We start from the raw sequence: 12,069 nt of genomic DNA, 5'->3' as shown, positions 1-12,069 counted from the left end.
CCCTGGGCGGCGACAACGCGCCCATGGCGTCGAGCGCCACGGGCAGCGCACGGCCGGTGGGCTGCATGGCCGCATCGTAGGCCGTCAGCGACGTGTCCCGCGGTAAACCACGATCTTGCCGAACCGCGCGTTGCCGGTGACGCGGATCAGCGGGCCGTCGCCGTCGCCGTTCCCGCCGGTCACCGAGCGCTTCGAGAAGACCGCGCTGCCCTCGTCGATCACCCTGGCGTCGGCCGGCACGGTGACGATGAGCTTGCCGCAGAAGGAGTTCAGCTCCAGCGTCACCTCACGGCCGGGCAGCACCGCGTCGCTGAGGTCCACGATCAGCGCCCCGAAGACCGAGCTGAGTTCGGTGTGCCGCCCGGCGACCCAGCGCCCACGCCGGATGACCTTGCTGAACACCGCGGAGACCCGGTGCCGTTCCGTGGCGGGCGTGGCCGGGGGACGGGCCACGTCGGGCAGGTCCCTGACCAGGGGCACGAGGTCGCCGACGGTCACCGCGCTGTAGGCGGCGTCGAGCCGGTCCGCGTGCTCGACGCTCGTCAGGCGGCCGGTGGCAAGCGCCTCGCCGAGGACGGCGGCGACCTGGTCGCGGTCGGCGTCCGAAGCGCGCTGTGCGGGGTCGTCGCCCGCATGGGGGGTGAGGAGAGTCACTCCGCCAGCGTAACTCCTGTCGAGATATGTCGCGATAAGGCGAGCTCGCGATCGGTCCCGGCGGGGCCGGGTCGCGAGGCTCGGCGGCGCGTCGCTAAAAGTGAGCGGAAAGATCTGTCGCCGGGACTGGGCGTCGTGTTTACCGTGGCTTTCTCCGGAGGCGGGATTGCGGTGACCGCGAAGTGGTCGTCCGGTGCTTGATATACCGACTTTCCGGGCGGGCACGGGCCGCGGATCCCCTGCTCGGCAGGGCTTTCGGCCGTGATCGGGCCTGATAGAAATGCCGACGTCTTTGTCGGCGTGCTCGCCGACGCACGGGGGTTCTTGGGTTCGTCATTCCCACTCTCGTGAAAAGGAATATGAACCGGGGGCAAGTCAATGAAACGAGTGGTTAGGACAGCCGTCGTCGCCGTCACGATCGGTATCGCCGGCATGCTCGCCGCGCCCGCGCAGGCCGACGTGTGCGCACAGAAGTGCACGGAGCACCGGGTCGCGTCGGTGGCGAGGCTTCTGGCCGATCTGCAGGGCACGGCCGTCGGCGGGGCGACGAGCGGCGTCGCCGCGCAGGCCGACGCGACCGCCGAGGTGGCGGTGAACCTGACCGCTGACATCAGGGCCCACCTCCTCGCCGTCGCGAAGCTCTGCGGCACCGTCACGGCCGGTCTGTCGGCCGAGGCGAACGCCCAGATCAACGCCGCGGCCGACATCGCGGCCGACATCGTGGCCGACGCGACCGTCACCGTCACCGCGAACGTGGTCGCCCGGCTGGAGGCCCACCTGACGGCCGCCCTGGTCGCGGTCGCGGACGTCAACGCGAACGTCTACGCGGCGGTGGCCGCCAAGGCGGACGTCGCGGCGGACCTCGCCGCCCAGGTCGGCAGGCCGGTCGTCGCCGTCACCGGCCAGACCGCCGCCGCCGTGGACGCCTCGGCGGCGGCCGTCGCCACCGTGGGCGCCGCCGCCCACGCCGGGCTCAACGCCACCGCCAGGCTCAGCGTGCTGCTCAGCGCAAAGGCCGCCGTCGCGGCGACCGCGGGCAGCGCGGGCGGTCTGCTGGCGCTGGTGCCGTGCGACACTCCGGCGGACGGCGCCATGAGCAGCACCCAGGCGACGGCGACCGATGCCGCCGCCCGGGCCGACGCGAACGCCCACGCGGTCACCAAGACGGTCCGCGGCACGACGGACGTTCCGGCGCGGGGAGCCGCCGCGTCGACGGGAGCGGCGGCCGGGCTGGCCACCTCCGCGACGGCCACGGCCGACGCCACGGCGTCGAGCACGGTCTCGTCCGCCCCGGGCATGGTGTCCAGCGTCGCGCCGCCGACCGCGCGGCAGGGCGGCTACGGCAGGTGATCGACGCCTGAGTCCTCCTCCGCCGCCGCGAAGGCGATACGCCGAGTGGCACCGGAGGCCCCGCGTACGGCAGGACCACTGGAAAGACGTCGATGACGAAAGCGGCCGGCGCCCCTGAAGGGCGCCGGCCGTCCGCGCGCTAGTTCGGTGAGTCGGTATGCAGGCGCAGGTGGGTGCGCCTGGCGATCTGGGCCTGCAGGCGGGCCATCTGCCAGTGCAGCTCGATGAGCTGCTCGGCGATCAGCCCGACGGGAAGCTCCGAGGGATCTTCGGCGGCCAGATTGTCGATCGCCGTCGCCAGGTCGCTCATCCGCCCCTCCCCTATGTCGAATCTCCGTTCGAATCATAGTGGAACGAGCGGCCCTCACGCATCAGGTTTCGTACACAGGTGCGATATAGCCGCGGGCGAGCGTGTTGGCCGTGATGTTGAACCCGACCACGGCCGGCGGCGTGTCGGCGTCGACGCCCAGGAACTCCACGCCGAGGGCGTGCACGGCGAAGAGGTAGCGGTGCGGGTAGCCGGGAGGCGGCGCCGCCCCGCCGTACTCCTTGGTGCTGAAGTCGTTGCGCGCGTGCTTGGCACCCTCGGGCAGTGCCTTGAAGTCGGGGCCGTTGCCCGCGCCCGCCGGCAGTTCCGTGACGCCGGCCGGGATGTCGTACAGCACCCAGTGCCAGAAGCCGCTGCCCGTGGGCGCGTCGGGGTCGAAGCAGGTGACGGCGTAGCTCTTGGTGCCCTCCGGGGCGCCCGACCAGCGCAGATGCGGGGAGACGTTCTGCCCGCTCATGCCCCAGTCGTTGAACACGTGGGCCTCGGGGAGCCGCTCGCCGTCGCGTACGTCGTCGCTCTCGACGGTCAGCGCGGGCACCTCGGGCAGATGGTCGTACGGGATCGGTGGCGGCGTCGGCACGGTCACCCCTCCGTTTCTCTCAGGCCTTGTTGTACGCCTCCAGGACCTCCTGGGGGTCGCCTTCCATTCTGATCTTTCCCTTGTGCAGCCAGATCACCCGGTTGCACGTCTCCTCGATCACGTCGAGGTTGTGGGCGACCAGGAAGACCGTGCCGGCGGACTCGCGCATCTGCTTGATGCGCTGCTGGCTCTTCTTCTTGAACTCGCGGTCGCCGGTGGCGAGGGCCTCGTCGATGAGCAGCACGTCGTGCGTCTTGGCCGAGGAGATGGCGAAGCGCAGCCGGGCGCCCATGCCGGACGAGTACGTCGACATGGGGAACTGGACGAAGTCGCCGATGCCGGAGAAGTCCACGATCTCGTCGTACTTCTCGCGTACATCGGCCGGCGTCATGCCCATCGCGTAGCAGCCGAGGATGATGTTGCGCTCGCCCGTCAGCTCTTTCATGAGGGCCGCGTTGACGCCGAGGAGCGACGGCTGGCCGTTGGTGTAGACGGCGCCCTTGTGCGGGGGCAGGAGGCCCGCGATCGCGCGCAGCAGCGTCGACTTGCCCGAGCCGTTGCGGCCGATGATGCCGATGGCGTCGCCGTGGTGGGCGACGAAGCTCACGCCCTTGACGGCGTGGACCTCCTTCATCTGCGGCCGGCCCTGCCGCCGCAGGATGCGCATGAGGGCGTTGGCGGCGTTGCCCTTCTCGGACTCGCTCGCGGCGCCGTACACCTTGTAGACGATGTGCAGGTCGTCCACGATGACGGTCGGGGTCCCGACCTTGGGATTGCGCGTCTCGGGGGCCTGCGTCTCGGAATTCTGCGTCTCGGAATTCTGCGTCTCGGAATGCTGGGGCGCCACCTGCGACAGCTCCTCGGTCAGCTCAGCCACGGCCGTACCTCTCCTCGGCTCGCCAGAAGTACCAGAAGCCGACGATCAGCGCGAACACTGCCCAGAATAGACAAGTCACCCACGCCCAGCGCTCGGGGAACCGCTGGTAGATCAGCAGATCGCGCATGAACTCGATGTAGGCGGCGGCGGGGTTGAACTCCAGGACCCAGCGGAGGAGCTCCGGCAGCTCCCTGGTCTTGTCGTCGATCGCGTAGAAGACGCCGGAGGCGTACAGCCAGGTGCGGGTGATGAACGGCATGAGCTGGTTCAGGTCCCGCATGAACGCGCCGAGGCGGGCCATGAACATGGCCATGCCGATGTTGAAGACCAGCTGCATGAGCAGGGTGACGGGGATCAGCAGCCAGAGCCAGGTGATCGGCTCCCCGGTGACGAGCACCAGGAGGACCAGCACGGCCATGGAGTAGCCGAGCTGCTGGAGCTCCTGCATGGTGTACGCGAGCGGGAGCGAGGCGCGGGGGAAGTGGAGCGCCCGGATGAGCGACAGGTTCGACGAGATGGACTTGGCGCCGCTGATCACCGTGCGCTGGGTGAAGGTGAATACCATGACCCCGGTGATGAGGAACGCCGGGTAGTTCTCGATCGACTTGCTCTGCCCCAGGATGACGCCGAACATCAGCCAGTACACCGCGGCGTTGAGCAGGGGGGTCAGCACCTGCCAGAGCTGGCCGAGCATCGACTCGGAATACTTCGAGACGTTGCGCGAGGTGGCGTACGTGAGGATGAAGTGCCGCCGGTCCCACAGTTGGCGCAGGTAGGCGGGCATGCTGGGGCGTGCGATGGCGCGTCGTAGTCCGTGACGCTCGGCGAGCGCGGCCAGCGACTCCGGGGCTCGGCCGCCACCCTGGGCCTCCGCGAGCGCGGATTCCGGCTGGCTCATGGCATGGACTCTATTGGATGGAGGTCGGTGGGACGGCTGTCGCACCGGACGTGGCTGCGACTGGTCAAAGGTAGCCCAGGACATCCTCGTCCGGGGACCGGGAGGCGGGTGTCGTCTCCCTCCTTGGCCAAAGGACCGGCAGTCTGTCGGTATATGTACTCTAAAGGGGAGTTTGATGCCGTGCTGGGCATTTAAGGTTGGGCTCACGAGAATGTGTGTGACGCCCGACTGACGCACGTGTGACCGAACTGCAACGTGCCGGAGACTCCTCTGGTGCGTCCGGTAAGGGATGCTCCGGACGACTGGCAGGACGTCAGCTGGTTTGACGAAGCCCGGCAAACCGGGTGCTAACCAGCGCGAACGCCCATCCTTAGAGGGAGGACCAATCCACTATGCGCGTGACTAAGGGCGCGAAGATCGCCACCGGCACCGCGCTGCTTGCGCTCGGCGTCGCCGCGTGCGGCGGGGGCGGCGGTTCCAGTAGCGGCGGCGGGGACAACCCCCGAGCCGCGTCGGGAACCGTCTACATCCGTGGCTGTGAGCCCCAGACCGGCTTCGTCCCGGGAAACATCAACGAGACCTGCGGCGGCACGATCAACGACTTCGTGTACAGCAAGCTCGTTCAGTACAACTCGGACACGGCCGCCCCTGAGCTCGACCAGGCCGAGTCGATCGAGACCACCGACAACAAGGTGTGGACGATCAAACTCAAGCCCGGTCTGAAGTGGACCGACGGCACGCCGGTCACCGCGAAGAACTACGTCGACGCCTGGAACTACACCGCCTACTCGCCGAACGCTCAGCTCGGCAGCTTCTGGTTCGGTGACATCGTGGGCTTCGACAAGGTCAACACGGCCGACCCCGACGGCCCCGACGGGCCGAAGGAGGCTCCGAAGCCGGAGACCGACAAGCTGGAGGGCCTGGAGGTCGTCGACGACCTCACCTTCAAGGTCACGCTCACCGCGCCCATCTCGGTGTTCCGCACCAAGCTGGGCTACTCGACCTTCTCGGCGCTGCCCGAGGCCTTCTTCAAGGACCCGAAGGGCTTCGCGCAGAAGCCGGTCACGAACGGCCCCTTCAAGTTCGTGCAGTGGGACCACAACTCGCAGATCATCGTCGAGGCCAACCCCGACTACCCCGGGCCGGAGAAGCCCAAGGTCAAGAAGATCGTCTACAAGATGTACAAGGACGACAACGCGGCCTACGCGGACCTGGTCTCCAACAACCTCGACTTCACCGAGCTGATCCCGCCGTCCGCCCTCGCCGGCGACAAGTGGAAGACCGACCTCGGCGACCGCGCGATCGACGGCCAGCAGGGCGTCATTCAGACGCTGACCTTCCCGGTGTACGACAAGGAGTTCGGCGGCAACGCCGACTTCCGCAAGGCGGTCTCGTACGCGATCGACCGCAAGACGATCACCGAGAAGATCTTCAACAAGGGCCGTAGCCCGATCAACGGCTGGGTCTCCCCGATCGTCGAGGGCTTCAAGGACGGCGCCTGCGGCGACCTGTGCACCTACAACCCCGCCAAGGCCAAGGAGCTCCTCGCCAAGGCCAAGTCCGAGGGCTACACCCCGCCGGCCGAGTTCCCGATCTGGTCCAACGCCGACGGCACCCACAAGGACTGGATCGAGGCCACGGTCAACAGCATCAACCAGGCCTTCGGTCCCGACGCGGGCGTGAAGTTCGTGCACAAGGACATGCCCACCTTCGCCGAGCTGCGTGACACCATCACCCAGCACAAGATCAAGGGCGCGTTCCGCACCGGCTGGCAGATGGACTACCCGCACATCGAGAACTTCCTGAACCCGCTGTACAAGACCGGCGCCTCCTCGAACGACGGTCTCTACAGCAACAAGGCTCTCGACGCGAAGCTCCACGAGGCCGACACCGCCACCGACCCCGCGCAGGCCAACGCCCTCTACCAGGAGGCCGAGGCTATGCTGCAGCAGGACATGCCCGCGATTCCGCTGTGGTCCTACGGCCTGCAGGCCGGCACCTCCAAGTGGGTGACCGGCGTGAAGGTCACTCCCTTCGGCGTGCTCGACCCGCTGTCGATCGCGATCAAGGAAGCGTAGGACAGCTCGTACGTGAACCCCCCGAGGCCGGTTCCCCCACCGGGGCCGGCCTCGTGGGCTGTCCATTCGCGAACTCCGTGTTGACCCACGGGGGCGCATGTACGACCTTTAGCGTCAGATCGGAGGTGCGCATGGGCCGATACGCGATCCGGCGCCTGCTGCAACTCGTGCCTGTCGTGCTCGGCACGACGTTCATCATCAACTACATGGTCTGGCAGCTCCCGGGCGACCCGTTCGCCGGGAGGTGCGGCCAGCGGCCATGCCCGGACTCCTACGTCACGGCCATGCGCGAGCAGTTCGGCCTGGACCAGCCGCTCCTGCTGCAGTACTGGAACTTCCTGAAGAACCTGTTCACCGGCAACCTCGGCACCGACTTCAACGGTGTCTCGGTGGCGAGCCAGCTCGGCGACGCCTGGCCGATCACCATCAGGCTCGCGCTGATGGCGGTGGCCTTCGAGGCGATCATCGGGATCGGCGCCGGCGTGCTGTCGGGCCTCAAGCGGGGCGGCTTCATCGACAACGTGGTGACGCTCTCCACGCTGTTCCTGCTCTCCCTGCCGATCTTCGTCACCGGCTACCTGCTGCAGTGGGTGCTCGGCGTGCAGCTGAACGTGATCTCGCCGACCGTGACGGACGCCGCGACCGTACCCGAGCTGATCGTTCCCGCGCTCGTGCTGGCCAGCCTCAACATGGCGTTCACCGCGCGGCTCACGCGTACGAGCATCGTGGAGAACCTGCGCTCCGACTACGTGCGCACGGCCGTGGCCAAGGGACTGAGCAACCGGCGGGTGGTCGGGATCCACCTGCTGCGCAACTCGCTCATCCCGGTGCTGACGTTCCTCGGCACCGAGGTCGGCTCGCTGATGTCCGGCGCGATCATCACCGAGGGCATCTTCAACATCCACGGCATCGGCGGCCTGCTGTGGCGGGCCATCAACGGTCAGGACTACACGATCGTGGTCCCCGTGGCCACGCTGCTCGTGCTCGTGTACCTGATCTCCAACCTGCTCGTCGACCTCCTCTACGGCGTGCTCGACCCGAGGATCCGCTATGAGTGACCCGACCGCGACGCAAGACCTGATCAAGGGTGCGGACGATCCGGCCGCGAGCCCGGTCGCGGTCCGGGAGAGCCAGCGCAGCCTCTGGCGCGACACGTGGGACATCCTGAAGCGACGCAAGATCTTCTGGGTCTCGCTCGTGATGCTGATCGTGTTCCTCCTGATGGCGGCCTTCCCGTCGCTGTTCACGCACAAGGACCCGGAGTACGCGACGCTCGCCAAGAGCATGGAGCTGCCGAGCTCCGAGGCATGGTTCGGCTACGACCTGCAGGGCCGGGACGTGTGGGCCAGGACCATCTACGGCGCCCGCACCTCGATCATCGTCGGTGTGCTGGCCACGCTGGCCACCGTCCTGCTCGGCGGCCTGACCGGCGTGCTGGCGGCCTACTTCGGGCGCTGGCTCGACGCGATCATCTCCCGGATCGGCGAGATGTTCCTCGGCCTGCCGTACGTGCTGGGCGCGATCATCATCCTCGGCACCGTCGCGCCGGCCCAGTCGAACCCCGGCAAAGCGATGATCATGGCGGTCGTCATCATCGTGCTCGCCCTGCTGGGCTGGCCGATCCTGATGCGCATCGCCCGCTCGGCCGTCATCCAGGCCAAGCACCAGGACTACGTGCAGGCCGCCAGGGCGCTCGGCGCCGGACCGCTGCGGATCATCTTCCGGCACCTGCTGCCGAACTCGCTGGCGCCGATCCTCGTGTACGCCACGATCACGATCGGCAGCTACATCGGCGCCGAGGCCACGCTGTCGCTGCTCGGCATCGGCCTGCGCTCGCCGGTCATCTCCTGGGGCATCGCGATCGCCGACCACACCTCGTACCTGAGGACCGGACCGCACGCCATGTTCTTCCCGGCCGCGTTCCTGTCCCTGTGCGTGCTGACCTTCGTCATGCTCGGCGAAGCCGTACGCGACGCCCTCGACCCGAAGCTTCGATGAGGAGGCACAGCGAGTGACGGAAGTGCTTTCCGAGCAGATGGGCAGGGGCTCCCACAGTGGCGCCCTGCTGGAGGTCGACGACCTCCATGTCGAGTTCCGCACCCGGGCAGGCGTGGCCAAGGCCGTCAACGGCGTGACCTACAGCGTGGACGCCGGCGAGACGCTCGCCGTGCTGGGCGAGTCGGGCTCGGGCAAGAGCGTCACCGCCCAGACCATCATGGGCATCCTCGACATGCCCCCGGGGAAGGTGACCGGCGGCGAGATCCGCTTCCGCGGCGTCGACCTGCTCAAGCTCCCCGAGGACCAGCGCAGGAGGATCCGCGGGGAGGGCATCTCCATGGTCTTCCAGGACGCGCTGTCGTCGCTGAACCCGGTCTTCCCGGTCGGCTGGCAGATCGCCGAGATGTTCCGCATGCACCGCGGCACCTCGCGGGCGGAGGCGAAGAAGAAGGCCGTCGAGCTGATGGACCGGGTCAGGATCCCGGCCGCCAAGGACCGGGTCAACGACTTCCCGCACCAGTTCTCCGGCGGTATGCGGCAGCGCATCATGATCGCCATGGCGATCGCGCTCGACCCGGAGATCCTGATCGCCGACGAGCCGACCACGGCGCTCGACGTGACCGTCCAGGCCCAGATCATGGGGCTGCTCGCGGAACTGCAGCGCGACAGCAACATGGGACTGATCCTGATCACCCACGACCTCGGCGTCGTCGCCGACGTCGCTGACAAGATCGCGGTCATGTACGGCGGCCGCATCGTCGAGAACGCGCCGGTGCACGAGCTGTACAAGAACCCGGCCCACCCCTACTCGAAGGGGCTGCTCGAATCCATCCCCCGGGTGGACCAGAAGGGCCAGGAGCTGTACGCGATCAAGGGCCTGCCGCCCAACCTGCTGGAGATGCCGACGGGCTGCGCCTTCCACCCGCGGTGCCCGTATCGGCGGGACAACTGCGTGACCGACGTTCCCCCGCTGTACACGATCAGTGGCACCCGCGGCAGCGCCTGCCACTACTGGAGGGAGGTCATCGATGAAGGCGAGCGCTGAGTCGATCCTCGAAGTCCGCGATCTGGTCAAGCACTTCCCGCTCACCCAGGGCGTCGTCGTCAAGCGGCAGATCGGCGCGATCAAGGCCGTGGACGGGGTCTCCTTCGACCTGCACCGGGGTGAGACGCTCGGGGTCGTCGGCGAGTCGGGCTGCGGCAAGTCCACGCTGGCCAAGCTGCTGATGGCGCTGGAGCGGCCCACCTCGGGCTCCGTGCGCATCCACGGCAGGGACATCACCACGGCCAGGGGCGCCGAGCTCAAGCGGATGCGCCGCAACATCCAGATGGTCATGCAGGACCCCTACACCTCGCTGAACCCGCGGATGACCGTCGGCGACATCGTGGGGGAGCCGTTCGAGATCCACACGGACGTCGTGCCGAAGGGCGGCCGGCGGCGCCGGGTGCAGGAACTGCTCGAGGTGGTCGGCCTCAACCCCGACCACATCAACCGCTACCCGCACCAGTTCTCCGGCGGCCAGCGTCAGCGCATCGGCATCGCCCGCGGTCTGGCGCTCCAGCCTGAGATCATCATCTGCGACGAGCCGGTCTCCGCGCTCGACGTGTCGATCCAGGCCCAGGTCATGAACCTGCTGGAGCGGCTGCAGAACGAGTTCGACCTCGCCTACATCTTCATCGCGCACGACCTGTCGGTGGTCCGCCACATCTCCGACCGGGTCGCGGTGATGTACCTCGGCAAGATCGTCGAACTGGGCAGCGACGCCCAGATCTACGACAGCCCGACGCATCCGTACACGCAGGCGCTGCTGTCGGCCGTGCCGGTGCCGGATCCGGAGGGCCGGGAGACGCGCCAGCGGATCATCCTCCAGGGCGACCCGCCCTCGCCGGCCAACCCGCCCTCGGGCTGCCACTTCCGCACCCGGTGCTGGAAGGCGCAGGACATCTGCGCCCAGCAGGCGCCGGCGCTCGAGGTGCGCCCGGGCAGCGATCACCCCAGCGCGTGCCACTTCGCGGAGGCCCGCGACGTGGTGAACGCCCAGTAGGACCGGCCGGGTCAGCGCCCGGGCGACAGCCGTACGTGCGCGCCCGGGGGCAGACCCAGGCGGTCGGCGGCGTCCCCGGCGTTGATCGCCATCGCGACCAGGCCTGCGGAGTCGGCGAACGCCACCAGGTCGCCGGGCGGCACGGCGGTGAACGTCTCGCGGAACGGCACGGTGATCTGGCGGCGCCCAAGCCACACGGCGAGGGTGTCGCCGAGCCGTACGCCGAGCTCGGCCAAATCGGTGGCGGTGATCGACAACTGGACGTTGCCGTGCCTGTCCACCGACAGCACCTCGCCCTCCGCCGCGCCGTCCCGCAATCGGCAGGTCGGCGCGGGCAGGGTCACCAGGCGGTTCACCGGCATCGGCGGCCCCACGTCGGCGACCGCGCGCCCGGTGCACAGGTGGGCGGCCACCGGGGCGAACAGATCCCGTCCCGGGAACGTCGGAGAGACGCTCTCCAGGAACAGGTCGGTGTTCGTCAGCTCGTAGGCCGCGTCGGCGCCGCCGGCGGCGCGCACGGCCCACGACAGGATGCCGTTGTCCGGGCCGAGGAACACCCGTCCTCCGGCCTCCACCGCGACCGGGCGCCGGTTGCCGCCCACGGCGGGATCGACGACCGCGAGGTGTACGCCGGCCGGCAGGTAGGGCAGGGTCTGCGCGAGGATGGCCGCGCCGCGCCGTACGTCCCCGGCGGGGACGAGGTGACCCACGTCGATGATCCGAGCCTGCGGAGCGATGCCCGCGATCACGCCGTGGCACGCGGCGACGAACCCGTCCTCCAGCCCGTAGTCGGTCAGGAGCGTGATTACAGAGCTCACATCACGTGACACTACGTCCGTCCCGCCCGGCCTGAACACCCCGGGTTCGCCTCGCTGGTTCGCGCATTACCATAGGACGGGCTCGCGAGCCGATCGAGGAGGAGCGGATGGACACCGAACCGGCCGGCGACGGGCCCGGCCTCTCGGACCGCGACCGCGAGATGCTCGCGTTCGAGCGCCAGTGGTGGCGTTACGCGGGCGCCAAGGAACAGGCGATCAGGGAGGCCTTCGGCATCTCCGCGACCCGGTATTACCAGTTACTCGGGGAGCTGATCGACCGGCCGGAGGCGCTGGAGCACGACCCCATGCTCGTCAAGCGGCTGCGCCGGATGAGGGCCGGCAGGCGGCGCGACCGCTCGGCCCGCCGATTCGGACTCAACTCCTAGTGCCTCTCCCGCGGCACCGGCTTTTCCCCTCCGCACGCATGAGCCCCGCCACCGGGG

At 68.6% G+C, this 12,069-nt stretch carries 13 protein-coding genes; 7 read left to right on the top strand and 6 right to left on the bottom strand.

Annotated features, from left to right (window positions below):
* Nucleotides 1–84: 84 nt before the first annotated feature.
* Nucleotides 85–654 (bottom strand): DUF1707 domain-containing protein, encoded by a 570-nt coding sequence (locus AB0J39_RS10960; RefSeq protein ID WP_363463215.1) that lies wholly within the window; start codon nucleotides 652–654, stop codon nucleotides 85–87.
* A 387-nt stretch (nucleotides 655–1,041) separates the two neighbouring features.
* On the opposite strand from AB0J39_RS10960, the gene AB0J39_RS10955 reads away from it, so the two are divergent.
* Nucleotides 1,042–2,004 carry a hypothetical protein gene (locus AB0J39_RS10955; RefSeq protein ID WP_363463214.1) on the top strand — a complete coding sequence of 321 codons (963 nt, stop codon included), beginning with the start codon at nucleotides 1,042–1,044 and terminating at the stop codon, nucleotides 2,002–2,004.
* 139 nt (nucleotides 2,005–2,143) lie between these two features.
* Here the strand turns inward: AB0J39_RS10955 and AB0J39_RS10950 are convergent, their stop codons facing one another.
* From AB0J39_RS10950 to AB0J39_RS10935, 4 genes are all read right to left on the bottom strand, one after another.
* Nucleotides 2,144–2,314, bottom strand: coding sequence for a hypothetical protein (locus tag AB0J39_RS10950; RefSeq protein ID WP_363463213.1), 171 nt, complete (start codon nucleotides 2,312–2,314; stop codon nucleotides 2,144–2,146).
* A gap of 61 nt (nucleotides 2,315–2,375) precedes the next feature.
* Nucleotides 2,376–2,912, bottom strand: coding sequence for a YbhB/YbcL family Raf kinase inhibitor-like protein (locus AB0J39_RS10945; protein WP_363463212.1), 537 nt, complete (start codon nucleotides 2,910–2,912; stop codon nucleotides 2,376–2,378).
* A gap of 19 nt (nucleotides 2,913–2,931) precedes the next feature.
* Nucleotides 2,932–3,660 carry an ABC transporter ATP-binding protein gene (locus AB0J39_RS10940; RefSeq protein ID WP_363463217.1) on the bottom strand — a complete coding sequence of 243 codons (729 nt, stop codon included), beginning with the start codon at nucleotides 3,658–3,660 and terminating at the stop codon, nucleotides 2,932–2,934.
* Between the two features lie 121 nt (nucleotides 3,661–3,781).
* Nucleotides 3,782–4,687 (bottom strand): ABC transporter permease, encoded by a 906-nt coding sequence (locus AB0J39_RS10935; protein ID WP_169986566.1) that lies wholly within the window; start codon nucleotides 4,685–4,687, stop codon nucleotides 3,782–3,784.
* Nucleotides 4,688–5,085: 398 nt separating this feature from the next.
* Between AB0J39_RS10935 and AB0J39_RS10930 the strand changes: the two genes are divergently transcribed.
* The 5 genes from AB0J39_RS10930 to AB0J39_RS10910 all read left to right on the top strand — a co-directional run bounded on the left by AB0J39_RS10930 (nucleotide 5,086) and on the right by AB0J39_RS10910 (nucleotide 10,808).
* Nucleotides 5,086–6,765: an ABC transporter substrate-binding protein gene (locus AB0J39_RS10930; protein ID WP_363463211.1), complete on the top strand. Its 1,680-nt coding sequence runs from the start codon at nucleotides 5,086–5,088 to the stop codon at nucleotides 6,763–6,765.
* A 131-nt stretch (nucleotides 6,766–6,896) separates the two neighbouring features.
* Complete coding sequence (locus AB0J39_RS10925) at nucleotides 6,897–7,823, top strand: ABC transporter permease (RefSeq protein WP_363463210.1); 927 nt, start codon at nucleotides 6,897–6,899, stop codon at nucleotides 7,821–7,823.
* Nucleotides 7,816–8,763: an ABC transporter permease gene (locus AB0J39_RS10920; RefSeq protein ID WP_363463209.1), complete on the top strand. Its 948-nt coding sequence runs from the start codon at nucleotides 7,816–7,818 to the stop codon at nucleotides 8,761–8,763. Before AB0J39_RS10925 ends, AB0J39_RS10920 begins: the two co-directional genes overlap by 8 nt.
* Nucleotides 8,764–8,776: 13 nt before the next feature.
* Entirely contained in the window at nucleotides 8,777–9,808 is a 1,032-nt protein-coding gene (locus tag AB0J39_RS10915) for an ABC transporter ATP-binding protein (protein WP_363463208.1), read from the top strand.
* Nucleotides 9,792–10,808: a dipeptide ABC transporter ATP-binding protein gene (locus tag AB0J39_RS10910; RefSeq protein WP_363463207.1), complete on the top strand. Its 1,017-nt coding sequence runs from the start codon at nucleotides 9,792–9,794 to the stop codon at nucleotides 10,806–10,808. Before AB0J39_RS10915 ends, AB0J39_RS10910 begins: the two co-directional genes overlap by 17 nt.
* 11 nt (nucleotides 10,809–10,819) lie before the next feature.
* On the opposite strand, the gene AB0J39_RS10905 is transcribed toward AB0J39_RS10910, so the two are convergent.
* Entirely contained in the window at nucleotides 10,820–11,626 is an 807-nt protein-coding gene (locus AB0J39_RS10905) for an SAM-dependent chlorinase/fluorinase (protein ID WP_363463206.1), read from the bottom strand.
* A 107-nt stretch (nucleotides 11,627–11,733) separates the two neighbouring features.
* On the opposite strand from AB0J39_RS10905, the gene AB0J39_RS10900 reads away from it, so the two are divergent.
* Complete coding sequence (locus AB0J39_RS10900) at nucleotides 11,734–12,012, top strand: DUF3263 domain-containing protein (RefSeq protein WP_363463205.1); 279 nt, start codon at nucleotides 11,734–11,736, stop codon at nucleotides 12,010–12,012.
* The last annotated feature ends 57 nt before the right edge of the window (nucleotides 12,013–12,069 follow it).

The organism is Microbispora sp. NPDC049633 (genome assembly GCF_040675265.1).
GTDB classification, from domain to species: domain Bacteria; phylum Actinomycetota; class Actinomycetes; order Streptosporangiales; family Streptosporangiaceae; genus Microbispora; species Microbispora maris.
Note: the sequence above shows the minus strand (reverse complement) of the source record. Positions and strands in the feature narration are given on the sequence as shown.